Below are 21621 nucleotides of genomic sequence, written 5' to 3' on the forward strand. Positions count from 1 at the left end.
TGGATTACTTGTTCACCACGGCCATGATGTCTTCTTCGCGCATGACCAGCAGTTCCTGGCCATCCACCTTCACGGCCTGGCCGGCATACTTGCCGAACAGCACGCGGTCACCCACCTTGACGTCGAGAGCGATCGAAGCGCCCTTGTCATCCTTCTTGCCGGGGCCCACGGCGAGCACTTCACCTTGATCAGGCTTTTCGGCAGCATTGTCGRGAATCACGATGCCGGAAGCGGTCTTGGTTTCATTGTCCAGACGCTTGACGATCACGCGGTCGTGCAAAGGACGCAGATTCATACGGACTCCTTGGTACAAAAAGTGATTTTACGTTCACAAGAACTGGCCGCTTTAGCTGGCTGCCAGCAGAATCGGAAGGCTGAGAGAGGGCTGTTAGCACTCTAACCCAACGAGTGCTAATTATAGGGACGGGGGTTTACGTTTTCAAGTCAGCGACTTGATACGTGTTTACCCTTGATGCTGTCGATGCGCGAGCGAATCAGGCAGCGACCAGTGCTCCGGGCGGGCCGCCTCGGCAGGTCACGGCCGACGGACTTACGCGAGTCCGCTCACCTTTTCCCCGGTTCCCGGGCAATCGCAGCCGCACCCTCACCGCGCGGGCGCGGCCGGCGCGCCCTCCCAGCGCAACCCCGCGATGCGCCGGTTTCGGCACATGCCAGCGACTTCAAGTACAGCTTTCCAGATATTGGCACAGGATTGAATCTGTACTCTTTTTCGGCACGCTCATGTGTGCCTCCTGGCAATACAGCTTCGCCCCTACTCTTCCTTTCAACAAAATGACGCGCAGCCAGTTCCAGTCCCCAAGGCCCGGCGACGCGCATTGATCGGAGCTACCGTCGTGAAAGACGAACCAGGGAAGATACGCGAAGTCTGCCTCCACCTTGTCGCCGGCTTGCGCCGCGGACGACCCGACATAGTTGCGCTGCCCGGCAACAGCGCCACCAGACCCGATTCATGCAGTCCGGCCGTGCCGCCGCAAGCGCACGATCGAGGCTTCCGCTACCGCGATGCACCTGGCGCCGATCCGGCCGGGAGGAGCGTCCGATGAAGCTCTACGAGAGGTTCGCCGACGATATCGAGCGGCTGATCCGGCAAGGTGTCTACCGGCACGGCGGACGATTGCCTTCCGTGCGGCAGGCTAGCCGGCAACACCGGATCAGCATTACCACGGTGCTTCACGCCTACCTGCTGCTGGAAAGCCGCGGCCTGCTGGTGAGCCGGCCGCAGTCCGGCTATTTCGTCGACCTGCAACGCGCAAGCGACGGGTGACGAATGCAGGCGTTGCGAGCATTCGAAGCCGATCGCCATGTCCTCCCCGGTGGACGTCAGCCGGCTTTGATGCTCCGGAACGTGACAAACGCGGGCGCGACCGAGGCGATCAATATCTGCCTTCAAAGGTTGGCGGCGGCCCGGATCGGCCTCGTCGCTGACGATCCGGGAAGCCTGTTCCAGCCCGTCCAGCCAGCGCTTCGCGCCGGTTGGCACCATCGTTGTGTTACCGATCATCCTGGTCTATAACGCACTTCAGTACCGGGTCTTCCGGGGCAAGGTGCGGGAAGGCGACGCCAGCCCCGGCCACGCCAATGTCGGGGAAACGACGCCATGATCGTGAGGCCGAGGCAAAACTGGTTCCTGATGCTGTTCGCCTGGAACGGTTCGGTATTGCAGACCATCCTTCCCCAACTGGTTTTCATCGGGGCTGTCAGCAGCCTGGCGGTGTTCACGCATGGCCGGATATTCGGCGAGAAGATTCCGCTCAATACGGCACCGTTCACGCTGTTCGGCCTGGCACTGGCCATCTTCCTCGCGTTTCGCAACAACGCCAGCTACGCCCGCTTCAACGAGGCTCGCCATCTATGGGGCAGTCTGCTGATTGCATCGCGGGCGCTCACATCGCAGATGCTCTGCTACCTCCCGGAGAACCTGCCTGCCGCGGATCGTACCCGGATCACCAATATGCTGATTGCATTCGCCTATGCGCTCAAGCATCGCTTGCGCATGACTGACCCGACAGAGGACCTGCGCCGCTACCTCGGCCCCGACCAGATGGCGGCGTTGCAGGGGAAATGCTACAAGCCGATGGCTTTGCTGAACGACATTCGCCGCGGCCTCGCCGGCTGCCAGGGACAAGTCGCCGCAACCGACAGCACACGCTGGATACTCGACCAGCAGATCAACGAGCTGGGCGGCGTGCTCGGGGGCTGCGAGCGGATCATCTCCACGCAGATCCCGTTTGCCTATAACGTGCTGCTGCATCGAACCGTCTATGCCTATTGCGTGATGCTTCCCTTCGGCCTGGTCGACTCGACCGAGCTTTTCACGCCATTGCTATGCGTCTTTATCTCCTACACGCTGATCGCACTGGAAGCGATCGCAAGCGAAGTCGCCGAACCATTCGGACTTGCACCGAACGCGCTGGCGCTCGATGCGATGACGCGCAATATCGAGCGATCTGTTCTCGAGCTTTGCGATCGCGAGCTGCCGCCGGAAACGCTGCCGGTGCGGCCGTATCAGTTCACGTAGGCGATCTTCCCGGGCATGTCGAACCAGGTCAATCGGCTTCCGAGGCTGCCTTTAGCGAACCGATCTTCAGCGAGCCGTCATGGCCTTGCGCCTCGGACGACAAAATCGAATCGTGACCTCCACCGTCGGCTTGAATGGAATCCGGGTGACGCTCGGCAAGGTCCTCCAGCAGCGTTGCCGATGGAATGAAGAACAAGCCGCCGGTGACTGCCCTGCTGAAGTCAAGCAACCTGTCATAGTTGCCCGGCGGCCGCCCCACGAACATGTTCTCGAGCATCTGTTCCAGCGGCCTGGGCGAACGGGCGTATCCGATGAAGAACGTACCGAATTCGCCTTTGCCCGGCTGCCCGAAAGGCATGTTGTCGCGCAAGATCTTCACCTCCTCTCCGTTCTCCTCGAGGGTGGTGAGCGAACTATGCGACGACGACGGCTTGACCGCCTCATCGAGTTCGATGTCGGACAGCTTCGTGCGGCCGATGATTCGCTCTTGCGTCTCGACGGGCAGCTTGTTCCAGCCAGCCATGTCGTGCAGATACTTCTGCACCATCACATAGCTGCCCCCGGCGAACGAAGGGTCCTCGTCACCGATGATCGTGAAACGAATGGATTCGGCTCCGGTCGGGTTCTCGGTGCCGTCGACAAAACCGACCATGCTTCGCATGTCGAAGTAGCGAAAGCCATGCACCTCGTCAACCACCGACACGGCCGCGCCAAGCCGGCTCATCAGCTGCGTTGCGAGTTCGAAGCACAGATCCATGTGCTCGGCGCGAATATGCAGGAGCAGGTCACCCGGCGTCGCCATGGCGCGGCGATCGCCGGCGCCGAATTCCCGGAAGGCGTGCAAGCCGGCCGGGCGGGGGGCGCCGAACAGCTTGTCCCAGGCATCCGAACCAAATCCGCAGACACACGAGAGGTTTCCGCCGGGGACCCGCTTTCCCACGGCACGAACGAGCGCGCCGATATCCGCGCACAACGCGCGCACGGCATCTGCGCTGTCATCGCCTGCTGACAGGACCGCGACGATAAAGATCGCGCTACGGGTGATCGGACTACACACGGCTTGCTGTTCGGGGATGATGTCAGGCATTTTTTCGAGTGTTTTCCATGTCGAATTCCAGCGATAACGGAACGATAGGCGCCGCTCAATTATCGCTCATCGTTACCTATACTTTGGGTTCAGGTGGCATCGTGAATTTCAGAAAGGCGGTCCGAACATTGCCTTGGAACGGCAGCCGCCCTTTGCATAAGTTGGCTGGCGGACGATCCGGGCGCATGGCCGGCCATCTACCGCCCGGCACGTTCAAGCATCACGGCCGCCTCTGCAGTCAACATGAGAAACGTGAGGGTTTCCTGCAGATACAATCGAATGGTAGCCTCGGAATGGTCAAGGTAGCCGATGGAAACGTCCTGGCCAATGTGCAGTTCGAAATCGCCGCCCCGCCCGGTGAGCACCATGCCGCCTTCCATTGCCGGCGCCCAGATGATCTCGCCGTCTACAAGCTGGCGAAGGTCCCGCAGGACGGGATAGCCATTGTCGGTGGCCCCGCCGACGTCCGTGAATGGCTTGTCACCCAGAAGCAATCTGTAGGGGCCATCGACACCGGCACGGCGCAACTGGTCCAGCGCTTGCGCCACCGCGGCCGGATACCCGCCGACATCGGGCGGAAGGGCCTGTGCGACATTGCTGGCACCCTGGGAAATCCCCTGGATCCCGGCCGCCGCATAGCCTTCGAAGACAATGCGATCCTCCGCATGCGCGAGTTTGCGAGCCGCATCCTTCAGTGGCTGCAGGTCGGGATTGCTCGACCCTCGTTCGACACTATCCATCTCCAGGCGGGACAGATCAAACGGGACCCGTAGCTCCACCAGGGCCCGCACATCGCGTTGGACGGCTTCGATACCATCGCCTGGCGACTCGATTTGCCGTACCTGGCCGGTACCGACCGCGGAAAACCCGAGACCCTTCGGTCCGACCAGATCCACAACGCGCCGAGCCGCGAAGTAGCGCTTGAGGGTGCGAGATGCTTCCTGCTCGATCTGCTCCCACGCTCCCTCAGAGATTGGCGCGAGCTCCCGACGAAGATTATTCATTTGAAGGCTTCCTTTGGCTGGCCGCTACGCGTCGAATCGTCATGCCGTCTTCGTCGCGTGTCTTGTGTTCCCTTCTTTCCGCCGCTGCCTCGGGTGTGCCGCCCGAGCGTGGCGTCGCCTTGTTGCCCGATCATTCTCGATGAACGTCCCGGGCTCGGCAAGAGCACAGCAAGGCTTCTCCCGCATCGGCTTGCGCGAACCGCTCCCGCTGTGCTCTAAACGATGCTCGCCGCGCGCACGGGATTCGGGGCAACTGCCGCCGCACCAGAGTCCGCCGCTGGCAGCCCGCGGGCAGGCAAAGGCCGATGACGCTCGCCTTCGCAAGGTCGGGCGCTTCCCCGCAGATCGTGTTTCACCCGCTTTCCGTTCAGCGGAAAAGCCGGGAAAGAGGGACCGCGCAGCCGACTTGCGCAGATCGTTTTCAACTGTATCTTTTCGCCAGCCTGGCCATCAACTATGTTAGCCAAAGGCTGAACTCTGTCGTGCCGGCTTTCCGGAGAGCGCCTGGTTCTCGACGCACGAGACTGCCGCGACGAAGTCGGAAACGCGCCGCGGCATCAGAGGCAGAAACATCAGTCGACGGCCGGACGCTTCCGGTGTCCCCGGCGTCCCCGGCCTCGCATGTCCGGCAACGCCCGGCTGCCATGCCGCATCCGAATCGAACAGTCTGAACGCTTCGACCAACAGGGATCTTCACAACAGGGATCTTCACGCCATGCCAGTCCTCTGCGACATCTGTAATGCACGCCCCGCGGTTGCCCGTGTCACCGTGACGGAGAACGGCGAGCGCCGCACGCTCTCGATCTGCGACTATCACTACCGCCAGATGCTGCGGCATCAGGACATGATGAATCCGTTCGACTCCCTCCTGAACGGTGGAGGCGGGATGTCACACCTGTTCGGTGGCCTGGGCGGCGAGACCGACGATGCAGGCTCCTTCTCCACCGAGGTGCCGCGCGAGTCCGTCGATGCCACGGACGCCTTCAGCGAGCAGACGATCGAGCTGTTGCAGCGCGCGGCGGAGAAGGCGCACGAGTTACGCCGCGCCGAGCTCGACACGGAGCATCTCCTCTATGTGCTTGCCGAGAACGACATTGCCGGCGCACTGCTCAAGGAGCTCAAGATCTCGTCCGAAGACATCAAGACCTATATTGACGAGCACGCGCGCACGGGGGAAGCGGACCCCGATGCGCCACTCGACCGGATGACGATCTCGCCGCGCCTGAAGAAGGCCTTTCAGTTTGCCTTCCAGGCGTCGCGCGAACTGGGTCACTCGTACGTCGGGCCCGAGCATCTGCTGATTGGCCTTGCCGCCGTGCCCGAGAGCATCGCGGGAGCCCTCCTCAAGAAATATGGCGTGACACCGGAAGCCTTGCGCCAGAAGGTCGTCAAGGTGGTGGGAAAAGGCGCGGAGGACGGTCGCATCGAAGGCGGCACGGGCACGCCCAACCTCGACAAGTTCGGGCGCGACCTCACCGCGATGGCGCGCCAGGGCAAGCTCGATCCGGTGCTGGGCCGCGCACAGGAGATCGAGAGCACGATCGAGGTGCTTGCCCGGCGCAAGAAGAACAATCCCGTGCTGATCGGCGAGCCGGGCGTTGGCAAGACAGCGATCGTCGAAGGACTCGCGCAGCGGATCGTCAACGGCGACGTGCCGGAAGTCCTGCGTGACAAGCGGCTCGTCGAACTGAACATCAATGCGATGGTTGCGGGCGCGAAGTACCGCGGCGAATTCGAGGAGCGCGCAAAGAACCTGATCGACGAGGTCACGGCCAGCCGGGACTCGCTGATCCTGTTCGTGGACGAGTTGCACACGATCGTCGGGGCTGGCCAGGGCGGGGGCGAGGGAGGCCTCGACATCGCCAATGTGCTCAAGCCTGCGCTGGCGCGCGGCGAGCTCAGCCTGATCGGTGCAACGACACTGAGCGAGTACCAGAAGTACATCGAAAAGGATGCGGCACTCGAGCGCCGCTTTCAACCCGTGCTCGTGCCGGAGCCGAGCGTCGAGCAGACCATCGTGATCCTGCGTGGCCTGCGTGACAAGCTGGAGGCACATCACCAGGTGACCTTCTCCGACGATGCCTTTGTCGCGGCGGCCGAGTTCGCGGATCGCTACATCACGTCACGCTTCCTGCCCGACAAGGCGATCGACCTGATCGACCAGGCCGCGGCACGCGTGCGGATCGGCGCGACCTCCCGTCCGGCCGCGATCCTGGAACTGGAAGCGGAAGCCGCGCAGCTCAAGCGCGAGCAGGACTATGCCGCCTCGCGCAAGCGTTTCGACGAGGCGAAGCGCTTCGAGGAACGCATCGGCGAGAAGCAGAAGCAGCTCGACGAGGCGATGGAGGCGTGGCAGCGAAAGACGGGCTCGGAGACGCTCGAGGTAACGGTGGCGACGGTGGCTGAGGTCGTATCTCGCCTTACCGGCATTCCGGTCGCGGAACTCACGCAGGAAGAGCGGCAGAAGCTGCTTGGCATGGAGGCAAAGCTGCGTGAGCGCGTGGTTGGCCAGGAGGATGCCGTGGTCGCGGTGAGCGACGCGGTACGCCTGTCGCGCGCGGGCCTCGGCCAGACGCACAGACCGATCGCGACCCTGCTGTTCCTGGGGCCCACCGGCGTCGGCAAGACGGAGCTCGCCAAGGCCCTGGCCGAAACCGTGTTTGGCGATGAGCAGGCGATCATCCGCATCGACATGTCCGAATACATGGAGCGTCACGCGGTGGCGCGCCTGATCGGGGCGCCGCCGGGCTACGTGGGCTACGAGGAGGGCGGCCAGCTGACCGAACGCGTGCGGCGACGTCCCTACAGCGTGATCCTGCTCGACGAGATCGAGAAGGCGCACCCCGACGTCTACAACGTCCTGTTGCAGGTGTTCGACGATGGTCGCCTCACCGATGGCAAAGGCCGCGTGGTCGACTTCAGCAACACGATCCTGATCGCCACCAGCAACCTCGGCTCCGCCATCATCATGGATAACCTGGCGCAGCCCGAGGCCAAGCGAAAATCCGACAAGGAAGTCCGCGCGGCACTGATGGGCGTGCTGAAGGGGCACTTCCGTCCGGAGTTCCTGAACCGCATCGACGAGATCATCGTCTTCCATGCGCTTGGCAAGGAGAACATCCGCGCGATCGTGCAGATCCAGCTCGATCGCATCGTGCGCACGGCGGCGGCACAGGACATCACGCTCAGCTTCGGCGACGCGCTCGTCGAGCACCTGGTCGAAGTCGGCTACCAGCCCGAGTTCGGCGCGCGCGAACTGAAACGCCAGATTCGCCAGGTCATCGAAACGCGTCTCGCCAAGGAGATCCTCGGTGACGCGCTGAAGCCGGGCGACAAGGCGAGGATCGACTACGACACGGACAGCGCGGCGGTACGGTTCGACAAGCTCCCGGCCAAGCCTAAGGCAAAGGACAGCGCAAAGGATGCCCCGCCCCCCGATGGCACGCCGTCCCTGGAGCAGGCGCCAGAGCGCCGTGCCGGCTCAAAGCCGAGGAAGTCCGCCGCATAGGAGCCAGCGAGAAGCGTCAGCTTGACCCGAGTGCATGGTGCCGCCGTTTTCATCCATGGAGTTCATCAAATGACCAATCGACGCGAAGTGCCCGGTATCAGGGAATACGAAGGCCCTGCCGGCGGCTGGGGAGCGCTGCGGGCGACGGCCCAGGCCATCCGGCTGCAGATGGAAACCATCAAGGCCCCGATCACGCTGCTCCGGACCAATCAGCCGGACGGCTTCGATTGCCCGGGCTGCGCCTGGCCCGACAAGGAACACCGTTCCAATTTCCAGTTCTGCGAGAACGGCGCGAAGGCCGTCACCTGGGAGGCGACGACCAAGCGCGTGCGCCCGGAGTTCTTCGAGAACAACACCGTGGCATCGCTGCTGCAGCGCTCGGATTTCGAGCTGGAGGACATGGGCCGCCTGACGCATCCGCTTGTCTACGACCGCGCCACGGACAAATTCCGGGCAGTCGAGTGGGATGAGGCGTTCGGCCGGATCGGGCAGATCCTGCGCGGGTTGTCGCCAGACCAGGTGGAGTTCTATACGTCCGGCAGGGCCTCGAACGAGGCCGCCTTCCTGTACCAGCTCTTTGTGYGGGAATATGGCACGAACAATTTCCCTGACTGCTCGAACATGTGCCACGAGCCGACCAGCATCGGGCTGCCGCAATCGATCGGCATCGGCAAAGGCACGGTGTCGCTCGAAGACTTCGACACGTGCGACCTCATCATCTCGATCGGGCACAATCCCGGCACGAATCATCCGCGGATGATGGGCACGCTGCACGAAGCGTCACGTCGCAACGTACCGATCATCGTCTTCAATCCGCTACGCGAACGCGCCCTCGAGCGCTTCGCCGATCCGCAGAACTGGCTTGAGATGGCCACCTACGGCTCGACCCGGATCGCCTCGACCTATTTCCAGGTCAACGCCGGCGGCGACGCGGCCGCACTCAAGGGCATCATGAAGTCGCTGCTGGCGCTGGATGCGGAACAGGGTAACGTCCTTGACCGCGAATTCATCGCCACGCACACGGTCGGCTTCGACGCCTTCGCGGCCGATCTGCAAGCCACGACATGGGAGGACATCGAAAAAGCGAGCGGACTATTGCAAGCCGATCTCGAACAGGTGGCCATCGCCTATGCGAAGTCGAATGCCGCGATTGTCACGTACGGCATGGGCGTCACCCAGCATAACAAGGGCACGGCCAATGTTCGCCTGATCGCCGACCTGCTGCTGCTGCGCGGCAACTTCGGCAAGCCCGGCGCCGGCATATGCCCGCTGCGCGGCCACTCCAACGTCCAGGGAAACCGCACGGTCGGCATCACGGAGAAGCCGTCGGCGGACTTTCTCGAGCGGCTCGAAGGCATCTTCGGCTTCCAGCTTCCCCGCGAACACGGGCACGATGCCGTCAACGCCATCGAGGCGATGATCAGGGGTTCCTCGAAGGCCCTGATCTGCCTGGGCGGGAACTTCGCCGTCGCGCTGCCGGATCCCGAGCAATCCCTGYCCGCGATGGCCAAGCTCGACCTGAGCGTGCACGTCGGCACCAAGCTCAATCGCACGCACCTCCTGGTGGCGAAGGAAACCTATATCTTCCCTTGCCTCGGGCGTACCGAACTCGATGTGCAGCAGAGCGGCCCGCAATCGGTCACGGTCGAAGACTCGATGTCGATGGTCCATGCGTCGGCCGGCAAGCTCACCCCGGCTTCCGAGCACTTGCGCTCCGAGCCGGCAATCGTTGCCAGCATCGCGCACGCAACCCTGCCGGACAGCAAGGTCCCCTGGCTGGAGCTGATCGCCGACTATGACAAGATCCGTGACCTGATCGACAGGAGCATCCCCGGGTTCGAAGCCTTCAATGAGCGCATCCGGATGCCGGGCGGATTCCGCCTGCCATTGCCGCCGACCGAGCGCAAGTGGCATACGCCTTCAGGAAAGGCCGAGTTCTCCGTGTACGCCGGCGTGCACGAGGACGCCGAGGTCCTGGGAGGTGAAAACGTCCTGCGCCTGATCACGATCCGCAGCCACGACCAGTACAACACAACCATCTACGCCCTGGATGATCGTTATCGTGGTGTGTTCGGCCGCCGCGACGTCCTGTTCATGAACGAGGCCGACCTGGCCTCGCATGGGATCGAACACGGGGACCTGGTAGACATCGAGACCATCGTCTCGGACCGACGGCTCCGGCTCGAGAACATCACGGCGATTGCCTACGGCATCGCGCGCGGATCCGTGGCCGCTTACTATCCGGAGGCGAACGTCCTGGTACCGCTCGACTACATCGACAAGGAAAGCGGCACGCCCTCGTACAAATCCATTCCCGTCCGAGTGACGCGTTCAGCCGCCAATTGATCGTGGATGCGCCGGGTGCACCGTACCAGGATTCGATGCGCCCGGCAGCCCTGGTGGATCGGGGCATCCACAGGACGGGAAGGAAGGAGCATCGCCATGGAAACGCGAGACGTCGTCATTGCAGACACCGTCCGGCGCTATAGCCATTTAGGTCCATCGACACGTGCATAGCCGCGCAGCTTGCCGATCAAGGCGCTCGCGTCCGCATCCACCGATATCGAATGCCGATGCGCCGCCGGCAGGAATTTGGTGTCGACCATATGGTCGATAAACCCCAGAAACGGCGCGAAAAAGCCGGCGGAGTCCAACAGGCCGACAGGTTTGTCGATCTCCGCGAGCTGGTTCATGCTCCACACCTCCATCAGTTCCTCGATCGTCCCGATGCCTCCCGGCAGGGCGATGAATGCATCGGCAAGCACGACCATGCGTTCCTTTCGGCTACGCAGGGTCGGCGTGATTTCATGCCTGGTCAGGCCGGGATGCGAATGGCCGCGCTGGTGCAGGCTTTCGGTTATCACGCCATGGACCTTGCCACCGGAAGCCAGGGCGGCATCCGCGACGATACCCATCAGGCCCCTTGCCGAGCCGCCATAGACGACTGTTATGCCCGCCGTTCCCAGTGCCCGTCCGAGCGCTCGCGCTCCGTCGGCGAACTCGTCCGATGCGCCGTAGTTCGATCCGCAAAAGACGGCGATGGTCTTGATTGAACGTATCGTCATATCACCTGGATTTCCTTGGGGGCGGATAAAGGGCCGCGTATGGATTAAAGCTAAAACGGAGGGAAATATGCTGGTTGTACCTGCCGATCCGATGCCTGGGAGGAGCCTTCAATTTACCAAGCTCATGACCCGCACCCAAGGGCCATGAACGGAAATTGCGACTGATCCATGATTGTTGTTGGCAGGCTGGCGGTGGCACAGGCAGATGACGTGCCTCCTTCCGGCAGAAGCCGGGTAAGGCATGAACCGCTGAATGGGGGCGCGCGTGAGGACGGGAGGTCAAATGGGTTCGCCTTCTTGGGATCGCCTTTCTGGGATCGCCGCACGCATGTCGCGCGCATTTGCCTCGAGCTTTCCTCGCCGCTCATCATGGTATAGTCATTTTCAAACAGCCGCAAAAATGGACTGGTCCATGACCGTCGCGAAAACCAGTAGTATTCCGCCGTTGGATCCAACTGCGGCCGCACCCTTCTACCGACAGATCTACGACCGGTTTCGCGGCGCGATCAATAGTGGCGTGTTGAAGCCGGGTGACCGGGTACCCTCGGCACGCGCGCTGACCAAGGAGCTGGGTTTAGCGAGAGGCACCATCGAGGCGGCCTATTCATTGCTGGCAGCCGAGGGGTACATTCAGGCGCGCGGCCAGGCGGGGACCATCGTGACGCCGGGCCTCGAGCCGCGAACGCCAGTTGCGAGCACCCTGCCCCGGCCCGGCAGCGCCATTGCTGCGGCCAGCTTTCGTCCGGATTCGATCTTGCCGTTCCAAATGGGCTTGCCTGCCCTGGATGCGTTTCCCCGCAAGATCTGGGCGCGCCTGGGCGCGCGGTGTGTACGTGCCATGCAACCATCCGACATGGCCCATCCCTCCGTATATGGCTTGCAGGAGCTGCGCGCCGGGATTGCCGCATACCTGCAGGTTTCGCGCGGAATTGACTGCTCCCCGTCTCAGATATTCGTGACATCGGGATATCGCAACACCATCGAGCTGATTGCCCATGCATTACTGAAGGCGGGAGATCACGTATGGCTCGAAAATCCCGGATACCCGCCGACGCGGGAGCTATTGGGGCATATGCATATTGCGGCGGTCCCGGTGCCGGTAGACCGGGAGGGCGTGGTCATTGCCGATGGCATCGCGTTGGCGCCCCGGGCGCGCGCGGCTGTGGTCACACCTGCTCATCAGAGTCCGCTGTGCGTGTCTCTGTCGCTACCCCGGCGCCTGGCGCTGCTGGACTGGGCGACGCAAAACAATGCATGGATCATTGAAGACGATTACGACGGCGAGTACCGGTATGTCAGCCGTCCGCTGTCTGCGCTGAAGAGCCTGGACCGTGACGGGCGAGTGCTCTATGCCGGCACCTTCAGCAAGGTGCTTTTCCCGAGCATCCGGCTTGCCTATCTCGTCGTGCCGGAAGCGCAGGTCGAGCGGTTCGAGCAAATCACCCAGGCCTTTGCAGGGGGCAGTCCCGGGCTGACGCAAGCGATTGTCACGGCCTTCATGGCGGAGGGGCACTTCGCGCGCCATATCCAGCGGATGCGCAAGCTCTATGCCGAGCGTCGGGAAGCGACGGCAGCAGGCCTGGAAAGCGTGCTGGGGAAAACCATGCGAATCGATTCACAGCCTGGAGGAATGCACCTGATCTTGCGGCTGCAAGGCCAGCAGTCGGATCGCCGGCTTGCAGCGCGCATGCGGGCAGCGGGCCTGTACGGGGAAGCATTGACGAACTGGACGAGGGACGGTGCGCGGGACGGTGCGAGGGACAGTGACGGAGCCTCGGCCTTGCTTCTCAATTTCACGAACATCGACTCCCAGGGCACCGCCGAGAATCTCGGAAGGCGTATCTTGCAGCTGCTATGACGCTGGCAGTCGCCGTCCCCGGCGGCAATCATGGTCCAGTGCGCAAGCCGGATCATGGATCTTCTGGCGTAGGCCAGGATGCAACACGATAGAGTCCTTCAACAGCCAAACAAGGATTCGTCATGATTCATCGTATCGACTACACCAAGGCCTCGCCCGAAGCTTACAAGGCGTTCGGAGGGGTGTACCTCACGCTTCAGAAAAGCAGCCTGCCGAAGGAACTGGTCGATCTTGTGTATCTGCGGGTTTCGCAAATGAATGGCTGTGCATTCTGCATCGACATGCATTCCCGCGATCTGCTCAAGTCTGGCCTGGCGGCAGACAAGCTCGTACTGGTACCGGTGTGGCGCGACGCGGGCGAGGTATTCAGTGCCCGCGAACGCACCGCGCTCGCCTGGGCCGAGACCGTGACGCGTGTGGCCGAAACCGGCGTTCCCGATGCCGACTACGAAGCCGCTGCTGCCGGGTTCAGCGAGAAGGAACTGGCCGACCTCACCTATGCGATCGGTTTGATGAACGCGTTCAATCGATTCGGAATCGCGTTCCGCTCGCCCCCGGCCGCTGCTGCCAAAGTCTGACAAGCCCGACAAGTCCCATCAGCCCCATCAACCCCATCAGCCCCATCAGCCCCATCAGCGAGCGCTGAGCGCATGGCAATGCCTGGCGCTCGGCGCTCGCCTCCCGAATCGACGCATGGCGGCCTGCCCCTTGCGCGACTGCAGTGCCCGCGCGCATCCATGATGCGCTTACGCTTGCCGGCGATCCGGGTGCCGGATCCGCCGCCGCGGGCGCCGGGCAACAGCGCACCCGCAGCGCCCCTCTGATACGTGCACGGAAGCGCGGTCCTGAAGGCACATCAGCGCGGCCCGGTCATGTCGTCATGCACAAATGAATGAATATCATGCGAACAAGTTGATTTATCTTCGTTTTCGCATGAACAACAATGGTGATACCAACCCAGCCCGACTCAATCCGACTCAACCCAATTCCTACCGGGAGTTCACCATGCCGCAAGCCTCCATGCAGGCCCTGATCGTCGAAACCGCAGGCGCGCCCTTCAAGTCCGTCCAGCTTCCCGTGCCGCAGGCTGGTCCCGGCCAGGTTCTGGTGCGCATCCTGGCCAGCGGGGTCAACCCGCTCGACACCAAGATCCGCGCCGGCAATGCGGCGCATGCGCGTCAGCCGCTGCCCGCCGTGCTCGGCATCGACCTGGCCGGCGTGGTGGAGGCCGTGGGCCCGGGCGTGTCCTGCTTCGCGCCCGGCGACGAGGTCTACGGCATGACCGGCGGCGTGGGCGGCGTGCAAGGTTCGCTGGCCGAGTATGCCGCGGTCGACGCCGACCTGCTCGCACCCAAGCCCGCCGGTTTCTCGATGCGCGAAGCCGCCGCGCTGCCGCTGATCTTCATCACCGCGTGGGAGGGCCTGGTCGACCGGGCCAACGTGCAGCCCGGACAGAAGGTGCTGGTGCACGGCGGCGCCGGCGGCGTCGGCCATGTCGCGGTGCAGATCGCCCGCGCGCTCGGTGCGCAGGTCTACGCCACCGGCTCGGCCGGGCACAAGGCAACGATCGAGGGCTATGGCGCCACCGCAATCGACTTCGCCACGACCACGGTCGAGCAGTACGTCGAGCAGCACACCGGCGGCGCAGGCTTCGACGTGGTGTACGACACGGTTGGCGGCGAGGTGCTGGACAACGCCTTCCTCGCCGCACGCACCTATGGCGGCCATGTGGTGAGCTGCCTGGGCTGGGGGACGCACAAGCTGGCGCCGCTGTCGTTCCGCGCCGCGACTTACTCGGGTGTGTTCACCCTGATCCCGCTCCTGACCGGCAAGGGCCGCGCACACCATGGCGAGATCCTGCGGGAGGCCACCCTTCTCGCCGATGCCGGCAAGCTCACCGTGCAACTGGATCCGCGCCGCTTCCACCTGGACAATGCCATCGAGGCACACCACGCCATCGAGACGCGTGCGGCCAAGGGAAAGCTCGTGGTGGAAATCGCGCGGGGCTAAACCATTCCGGCCCGGCCGCGCAACACGTCGCGGCCGGGCCGTGGCCTGGAGGGAACGGCAATTGGCAGAACAGGGGCGAATATGCCATCCATTTCCTGGATAAAGGTATTTCGCCTTCGGATTATCCGCCGCCAACATGCCACTTCGCGCCTTGAATTCCGATAAGAATTATTAAGAATAATCACATCCTCACCGTCAAGCAGCCGACCATCTTCCAGGCGCCCCCGAACGCCGTCCCGCCGTCGATTTCCGCCACTACGCGCGGAAATCTGGTGAAATCCCGCCGAATCATCCGCCCCCGCTCCATCCGGCGCCCGCCGGGAATCCTTGCCGAAGCACGTCGAAGTGAATAGGAATTAAATAAGAGTTATCCGATTCATTGGGACCGCAAGAGGATGAATGCATTGCATCCCTCGCATCAAGGCATCGATAAGAATCCGAATCGGAAGGCCGCTTTACTCTTTGCGTCCATCGCCGTTTAATTGAGGACAGCTTCCAGATACCCGGATGTCACCGCCATTCGCTAACCCGAATGCCATCCGGCCGGCTTTCTCACCATGCATTCCCGATGTGACTCCCGCCGGCAGGACAGCATGACGAATAGCTGCGCGCAGCCGCCCCCGGGCTGCCAGCGAGACGGATCCTCGTCCGGCGGACACCACACTGATCGGAGGAAATTCATGGCACGCCCTGACCTCGTCTGCGACGACGCCACCCTTGCGCGCAAGCTGCTCATCAGGGCGCAGCCGGCTCCTGGCCCGCGCGCCACCCTTGGCGAAGACCGCTGCGACGCTCTGCAGGAGATCGCGAATATCGGCATGGGCACGGCGGGGGCGATGCTTGCGCGCCTGCTGGGCTGCGTCGTGACGCTGTCGATCCCGCGCATCTGCCTGGTCGATCCGCAGCAGCTCAGGGACGAAATCGCGCGGTTGCTGGGCGAGATGCCCGACGTGGCCGCCTTCCGCCAGAGCTTCCGCTCGGATATCGCCGGCGAGACCATGGTGTTCTTCGACCACGACGGCGCGCGCGCTGTGCGAAGCCGTCTACGCAGGCAAGGACATGGCTGCCGAAGGCGGCGCGGAAATGGCGTCGCGAGGCCTGCTGCTCGAAATCGCGAATGTGTTCGCTGGCGCCTGCGTATCCGGCCTGCTCGCGCAGCTCGGCCGCAGGCCGACCTTCTCCGTGCCGCGCGAGATCGATGCGGAGCAGATCTTCGGCGCCGCGCACAAGCCCGGCAATCCGGCCTTGGGCCAGGCGCTGCTGCTCGAGCTCAGCATCCGCATCGGGGACGGCGGCTTCAAGGCGACCCTGGTCGCCATGCTGGCGCAGGGCGCGATCGAGCGGCTGTGCACGGCCCTCGACGAGGTGCTGGCCCGTCTCTAGCTCTCTAGCAGTCCCCGCGGGACCCGGAACCCGGCTCCGCGGTCTTCGCCTTGCAGTTTTTGCCTTGCAGTGTCTGGAGCCCCTGACATGTCCCTCGACTCCGCCGCGCATGCGCGGCTTCACGAACTGGCGCTGGCGCGCATGGGCTGCGGCGTCTTCGTGCTGGACCGGGAATACCGCATCGTGCTCTGGAACCTCTTCATGGCGGACCGCAGCGGCGTCAGCGCCGCGGCCGCCTTGCACCGGCCGCTGCTCGAACTGTTTCCCGAATTGCCCGCAGGCTGGCTCACGCATACGCTCGATTCGGTGTTCCTGCTGAAGATCAGCGCCTTCACCTCGTGGGAGCACCGCCCTTACCTGTTCCGCTTCCCGCATGACCTGCCGGTCACCTGCGATCTCGACTGGATGCGGCAGGATTGCGAGTTCCTGCCGCTCATGGAAGACGACGAGGTCATTGCCGTGTGCGTGACGATCGTCGACGTGACGGAGCTGGCCATTGCGCAACGCGCGCGCGACGAGGCGGTCGGCGCGTTGCATGAGGCCGCGATACGCGACGCGCTGACCGGACTCTACAACCGCCGCCATCTGGAAGACCGCCTGCGGGAAGCGTTCCGGCGCTGGCGCAGGTCCGGCTCGCCGCTCTGCATCCTGATCTTCGACCTGGACCACTTCAAGCAAGTCAACGACAAGCACGGCCACCCGGCCGGCGACGCCGTCCTCAAGGCGGTCGCCGCGAGGGTCGGCGCCTGCCTGCGCGAGCATGACGTGCTCGGCCGCTATGGCGGAGAGGAGTTCGCGGTGCTGCTGCCGGACACGGCATTCGCCGACGCGATCGGGGTGGCCGAGCGGATCCGCCGCGCCATCCGCTCGGAAGCCGTCCGCCATGGCGGCCGGGCCATCCCCATCAGCGCGAGCATCGGGGTCGCGCAGGCTGTCGATGCCGGCATGGCATCAGACGGCGCGGACCAGCTCGTGCGCCTGGCCGACGAAGCGCTGTACCGCGCCAAGGCGGCCGGCCGCGACCGGGTTGCGTTCTAGCATCCGTGCAGCGTCCATCCGGCATTCGTCCGGCATTCGTCTGGCGTCTAGCCGGCGCCGAGGCGTGCGAAGACCACATCGAGGAAAGCGCGCAGCCGGCCCAGCCGGCGCAGGTCGYGGTGGTAGCCCACCCATACGTCGCGGCCGGGCGGCGGCTCGCCGAGGTCGATGGCCTGCAGCCCGCCCACGCGCTCGGCCAGCAGGCACGGCAGCACCGCCAGCCCGGCGCCGGCCGCGCACAGGCGCGCCTGTGCCTCGCGGCTGTTGCTGCCGAAGGCCACCTGCGCGCCGGGCAGCAAGCGGCGCATCCAGGCCACGTCCGGCAGGTCGGAGAAGCCGGTGTCGAGCGTCAGCAGCGCATGGCCCTCCCCGCCGCCCGCGCGCGGCGGCGCCACGCCGGGCGCGCCATAGAGCGCATAGTCCATGTGCATCAGCTTGCGCTGCACCACATCGGCTTCGTCGAAGGCGCGGATGCGAAACACCAGGTCGGCTTCGCGCCGTGCCAGGCTGAACAGGCGCGCGTCGGTCACCAGCTCCACCGCCACGCGCGGATGCGAGCGGATAAAGTCCGCGATCACCGGCGTGAGCATATGCACGCCGAACCAGTCCGACGACGAGATGCGCAACATGCCGTCCAGCTCCCGGCCGTGGCCGGACAGCTGGCGCTCGAAGGCAAGCGCCTCTTCTTCCATGCGCTCCGCGTGCGCAAACACGGCGCTGCCTTCGGCGGTCAGCACGAAGCCGTCGCTGGTGCGCTGGAACAGCGATTGCCCCAGGGCTTCCTCCAGCGCCTTGAGCCGGCGTCCCATGGTCGGCTGGGTCTGCCCGATCGCGCGCGCGGCGCCGCCGAGGCTGCCCGCGCGGGCGATCGCGAGGAAGATCTTGATATCGCTCCACTCCATGTGCCGGGCCGCCTGGTCAGCTTGCCTGCGCGCGCTCACGCCGCATCGGTGCGAAACCAGCCGGTGAGCGCCCAGCGCGTCTTGTTGCAGGGCAACACCTCATGCGGGACCAGGTCGCTGCGAAATACCACCAGCCGCGCGAAGCGCGGCAGCACGCGGTGCAGCTCGATCTTGTCGTCCTCCGGCGAATAGAGCGCCAGCTCGCCGCCATCGTATTCACTCCATTCGGCATTGAGATAGAGCACCAGCGAGATCTGGCGGTCGCGCATCGCGCGATGCTGGTCGAGGTGCTTCTTGTAGGCCGTGCCGACGGGATAGTGCGAGAAGTGGAATTCCTCGCGCTTGAGACCGAGGAAGTAACGCCCGTTCAGGGTCTGGCGGAAATCGGCGGCCCAGGCCTGGAACGCCTGCCTGGCGGGGCAGGCGGGGGCGTCGTCGAGCCACAGGATCGAATCACCGCGGATATCCGCTTCGCGCGCGATGCCCTCGGCGCGGCCTACGCGGGCCGGATGGAAGCGCCCGGCCTCCCACGCCGCGCTGCTCTCGCGGTGCAGGCGCAATGCCAGGTCGGCGCCGATCAGATCGTCGGAGACCGCCCAGCCATGTTCTTCGAGGGCGGCAAACAGGTTTTCCAGGACGGACATGGATAGGGAAGCTCAGGATCGGTGGGGCCGGACGGCACACCGTGCCATCGCCGCGCGCACGGATTTCTCTCCGCGCGGGCTCGCAAGCGCGGAATTATACGGGGCAGCGCCGCCCGCCCGGGCTACAGTCCGCTGGCGTCCAGATACTCCAGCGCCATGCGCACGGCACGGCGCGCCTTGAGCGCGTAGATGACCTGCCGGTCGCGGATGATCAGGGCCAGCACGTCGGCCTGCGTCAGTTCGCGGAAATGATGGCTGGCCCGCGCCAGGTTGAGCCCGGCTATGCCGGCGAGGTCGAAGGCGGGCATGCCCTCCTCGCCCGCTTCCAGCAGCGCACGGCAGATCGCGGCGCGCGCCGGCTCCGCCAGCAGTGCATAGGTCAGTGTGCTTTCTTGATCTGTCTCCATGGCCACGCCTTCCCGCTCGTCGTCCAGATGGTCTTGTGTGCGCCGGCCGGCCGCCCGGTTTGCCGCAGCCCTCCCGCTGCGCCGCCCGACACCTACTTTCTACGCGGCACTCCAGGCAAATGCAACCTGCGGGCGCGCGCCGCCGCACGATTACACCAGATTACAACAGCGTGCCGCATCCGCCCTGCGCGCCGGCGGCGCCGCTGCGCGCACGAGAAACGTCCGCCGGGCTTCCTCCGCCGGCACGGCGGCGGCGCGGCCTTGCGCACCGCACAATGCCGAGGCCGGCTTGCCGGCAAGATCCGGTAACAGCTTGGCCGCCGCCCCCCGCGCGGCCCGACGCGATGTATTCCAGGCCGCACCTGGCAGCGCGCGCCAGGCGGACCAGCGTAAGCCAGTGAAATATTCGGTAATGCGCCGCGCATTACACCGCTTTCAGGCCCGCACTATCCTTGCCATAGGACAGCCTCGCGGCAATGCGCGGCGGCGCGCCTCCATGCATGCCTGGAACGCTTCCCCGCCCCCGCCGGCACATCGCCAGGCAAGGCTAGACAGTGCAGGAAACCGGCATCACCACGAAGGCCCGTCCATGACGCCCGAACGTCGCTCCCCCGCATGATCACCGCGCGCCCGCTTCCAACGCGCGTGCTCGGCATCGCCATGGCCTGCGCCTGGCTGGCCGGCTGCGCCGTCGGCCCGGACTACCAGCGTCCGCCGCCCGATACGCCCGCGGCCTTTCGCGAGGCCACGCCGCCCGACCACCAATGGAAGATCGCCGAGCCGCGCCCGGTGGACCTGAGCCAGGACTGGTGGAGCGGCTTCGACGACGCCCGCCTGAATGAACTGGTCGTGCAGGCCAACGCAGCCAACCAGAGCCTGCGCCAGGCCGAGGCGCAATACCGGCAGGCGCGCGCGCTGGCGCAGGGCGCGCGCGCCGGCTTGTTTCCCACCCTGGGCGCCGCCGTGTCGGCAGGCCGCGCGCGCACCAACACGCTGGGCATCCAGACCGTGTCCAACACGCACTCGGCCAGCCTCGATGCCAGCTGGGAGGTCGACCTGTGGGGCCAGGTGCGGCGCACCATCGAAGCCGCCCGCGACAACGCGCAGGCCAGCGCCGCCGACCTTGCCGCGGCCCGCCTGACCATCCAGGGCGAACTGGTGCAGGACTATATCCAGTTGCGCGTGACCGACGTGCTCGAGGCGCTCTACGCCCGCACGCTGGCCGCGTACGAGGCATCGCTCAAGCTCACCCAGAGCCAGTTCCGCGCCGGCGTGGCGACCTCGGGCGACGTGGCGCTGGCCCAGGTCACGCTGGAATCGGCGCGCGCGCAGGCGATCGACCTGGAGGTGCAGCGCAACCAGCTCGAGCATGCCATCGCGGTGCTGCTCGGCCTCGCCCCGGCGCAGTTCGCGTTGCCGCCCGCGGCATTCGCCATGCGCCCGCTCGTGGTGCCGCCGGGCCTGCCCTCGGCGCTGCTGGAGCGCCGCCCCGACATCGCCGCCGCCGAACGCCGCATGGCCGCGGCCAACGCCAACATCGGCGTGGCGCGCGCGGCGTATTTCCCTTCGCTGGTGCTGTCCGCCGTGGGCGGCGCCAGCAGCGGCAGCCTGGCCAACTGGTTCGGCCCGCCGGGGCGCGTGTGGTCGCTCGGCGCGGCGCTGGCGGGCACCATCTTCGACGGTGGCCTGCGCAACGCGCAGAATGACCAGGCGGTGGCGGCCTACGACGGCGCGGCGGCAGCGTACCGGCAGACCGTGCTCAACGGCTTGCAGGAAGTGGAGGACAACCTCTCGGCCTTGCGCGTGCTCGACCAGGAAGTGGTGGTGCAGGACCGCGCGGTGGACGCCGCCCGCGTGGCCGAGCGCGTGAGCCTGGCGCAATACCGCGCCGGCACGGCATCTTATCTGGCGGTGGTAACGGCACAGGCCCTTTCGCTGTCCAATGAACGTACCGCCATCCAGTTGCGTGGCCGCGAGTTCGCCGCCAGCGTGGGCCTGATCAAGGCAATCGGCGGCGGCTGGAGCAGCGCGGCGCTGGCCATGGCCGATCCGTCCGCCATGCCCCCCGCCACCCCGTCCGGCCCGGCCAGTCCCGGCGCGGCCGGCAACGCGCCGGCCACCCTCGCCCCCGCCGGCAGCGCAGGCGCCCCGGCCCAACCCTGAACCGCACAGGCAC

The 21621-nt window shown here is 65.0% G+C and carries 16 protein-coding genes and 2 pseudogenes; 11 read left to right on the forward strand and 7 right to left on the reverse strand.

Annotated elements, in window-relative coordinates:
- Nucleotides 1–4: 4 nt before the first annotated feature.
- Nucleotides 5–295, reverse strand: a complete 291-nt coding sequence (gene groES, locus AC1DK4_RS04870; protein ID WP_477131421.1) for a co-chaperone GroES — start codon at nt 293–295, stop codon at nt 5–7.
- A 765-nt stretch (nt 296–1060) separates the two neighbouring features.
- On the opposite strand from groES, the pseudogene AC1DK4_RS04875 reads away from it, so the two are divergent.
- The 3 genes and pseudogenes from AC1DK4_RS04875 to AC1DK4_RS04885 form a co-directional block, all read left to right on the forward strand.
- Nucleotides 1061–1352 (forward strand): annotated as a pseudogene (locus AC1DK4_RS04875) (GntR family transcriptional regulator); the annotation flags it as partial.
- A gap of 87 nt (nt 1353–1439) precedes the next feature.
- Nucleotides 1440–1622 (forward strand): annotated as a pseudogene (locus AC1DK4_RS04880) (hypothetical protein); the annotation flags it as partial.
- On the forward strand, nt 1619–2539 hold the full coding sequence (locus tag AC1DK4_RS04885) for a bestrophin family protein (RefSeq protein WP_441612592.1): 921 nt from the start codon (nt 1619–1621) through the stop codon (nt 2537–2539). The pseudogene AC1DK4_RS04880 and the gene AC1DK4_RS04885, both read left to right, overlap by 4 nt.
- 28 nt (nt 2540–2567) lie before the next feature.
- Here the strand turns inward: AC1DK4_RS04885 and AC1DK4_RS04890 are convergent, their stop codons facing one another.
- Together AC1DK4_RS04890 and AC1DK4_RS04895 are read right to left on the reverse strand one after the other, a co-directional pair.
- Nucleotides 2568–3626 carry a Dyp-type peroxidase gene (locus AC1DK4_RS04890; RefSeq protein ID WP_441612593.1) on the reverse strand — a complete coding sequence of 353 codons (1059 nt, stop codon included), beginning with the start codon at nt 3624–3626 and terminating at the stop codon, nt 2568–2570.
- Between the two features lie 197 nt (nt 3627–3823).
- Nucleotides 3824–4630: a family 1 encapsulin nanocompartment shell protein gene (locus AC1DK4_RS04895; protein WP_441612594.1), complete on the reverse strand. Its 807-nt coding sequence runs from the start codon at nt 4628–4630 to the stop codon at nt 3824–3826.
- Between the two features lie 715 nt (nt 4631–5345).
- On the opposite strand from AC1DK4_RS04895, the gene AC1DK4_RS04900 reads away from it, so the two are divergent.
- Both AC1DK4_RS04900 and AC1DK4_RS04905 read left to right on the forward strand, forming a co-directional pair.
- Complete coding sequence (locus tag AC1DK4_RS04900) at nt 5346–8138, forward strand: ATP-dependent Clp protease ATP-binding subunit (RefSeq protein WP_441612595.1); 2793 nt, start codon at nt 5346–5348, stop codon at nt 8136–8138.
- Nucleotides 8139–8207: 69 nt separating this feature from the next.
- The gene (locus AC1DK4_RS04905) at nt 8208–10484 is read left to right on the forward strand and encodes an FdhF/YdeP family oxidoreductase (RefSeq protein WP_477131422.1); all 2277 of its coding nucleotides are present in this window, start codon (nt 8208–8210) and stop codon (nt 10482–10484) included.
- Between the two features lie 137 nt (nt 10485–10621).
- Here AC1DK4_RS04905 and AC1DK4_RS04910 read toward each other — a convergent pair whose 3' ends face one another.
- Complete coding sequence (locus AC1DK4_RS04910; protein WP_441612597.1) at nt 10622–11203, reverse strand: LOG family protein; 582 nt, start codon at nt 11201–11203, stop codon at nt 10622–10624.
- Between the two features lie 412 nt (nt 11204–11615).
- Between AC1DK4_RS04910 and pdxR the strand changes: the two genes are divergently transcribed.
- The 5 genes from pdxR (at nt 11616) to AC1DK4_RS04935 (ending at nt 17492) form a co-directional block, all read left to right on the forward strand.
- A complete protein-coding gene (gene pdxR, locus AC1DK4_RS04915) occupies nt 11616–13061 on the forward strand; it encodes a MocR-like pyridoxine biosynthesis transcription factor PdxR (RefSeq protein WP_441612598.1) in 1446 nt (481 codons plus the stop codon).
- Between the two features lie 122 nt (nt 13062–13183).
- The gene (locus AC1DK4_RS04920; protein ID WP_441612599.1) at nt 13184–13639 is read left to right on the forward strand and encodes a carboxymuconolactone decarboxylase family protein; all 456 of its coding nucleotides are present in this window, start codon (nt 13184–13186) and stop codon (nt 13637–13639) included.
- A 427-nt stretch (nt 13640–14066) separates the two neighbouring features.
- Complete coding sequence (locus tag AC1DK4_RS04925) at nt 14067–15071, forward strand: zinc-dependent alcohol dehydrogenase family protein (RefSeq protein ID WP_441612600.1); 1005 nt, start codon at nt 14067–14069, stop codon at nt 15069–15071.
- A 1059-nt stretch (nt 15072–16130) separates the two neighbouring features.
- Entirely contained in the window at nt 16131–16454 is a 324-nt protein-coding gene (locus tag AC1DK4_RS04930) for a hypothetical protein (protein WP_441612734.1), read from the forward strand.
- Between the two features lie 87 nt (nt 16455–16541).
- The gene (locus AC1DK4_RS04935; RefSeq protein WP_441612601.1) at nt 16542–17492 is read left to right on the forward strand and encodes a GGDEF domain-containing protein; all 951 of its coding nucleotides are present in this window, start codon (nt 16542–16544) and stop codon (nt 17490–17492) included.
- A gap of 47 nt (nt 17493–17539) precedes the next feature.
- On the opposite strand, the gene AC1DK4_RS04940 is transcribed toward AC1DK4_RS04935, so the two are convergent.
- The 3 genes from AC1DK4_RS04940 to AC1DK4_RS04950 all read right to left on the reverse strand — a co-directional run bounded on the left by AC1DK4_RS04940 (nt 17540) and on the right by AC1DK4_RS04950 (nt 19445).
- Complete coding sequence (locus tag AC1DK4_RS04940) at nt 17540–18394, reverse strand: LysR family transcriptional regulator (RefSeq protein WP_477131423.1); 855 nt, start codon at nt 18392–18394, stop codon at nt 17540–17542.
- 35 nt (nt 18395–18429) lie between these two features.
- Nucleotides 18430–19038 (reverse strand): 2OG-Fe(II) oxygenase, encoded by a 609-nt coding sequence (locus AC1DK4_RS04945; protein WP_441612603.1) that lies wholly within the window; start codon nt 19036–19038, stop codon nt 18430–18432.
- A gap of 122 nt (nt 19039–19160) precedes the next feature.
- Nucleotides 19161–19445, reverse strand: a complete 285-nt coding sequence (locus tag AC1DK4_RS04950) for an ArsR/SmtB family transcription factor (protein WP_441612605.1) — start codon at nt 19443–19445, stop codon at nt 19161–19163.
- Between the two features lie 615 nt (nt 19446–20060).
- On the opposite strand from AC1DK4_RS04950, the gene AC1DK4_RS04955 reads away from it, so the two are divergent.
- The gene (locus AC1DK4_RS04955) at nt 20061–21608 is read left to right on the forward strand and encodes an efflux transporter outer membrane subunit (RefSeq protein WP_441612606.1); all 1548 of its coding nucleotides are present in this window, start codon (nt 20061–20063) and stop codon (nt 21606–21608) included.
- Nucleotides 21609–21621 lie beyond the last annotated feature (13 nt).

The organism is Cupriavidus sp. 05N38 (assembly GCF_056397345.1).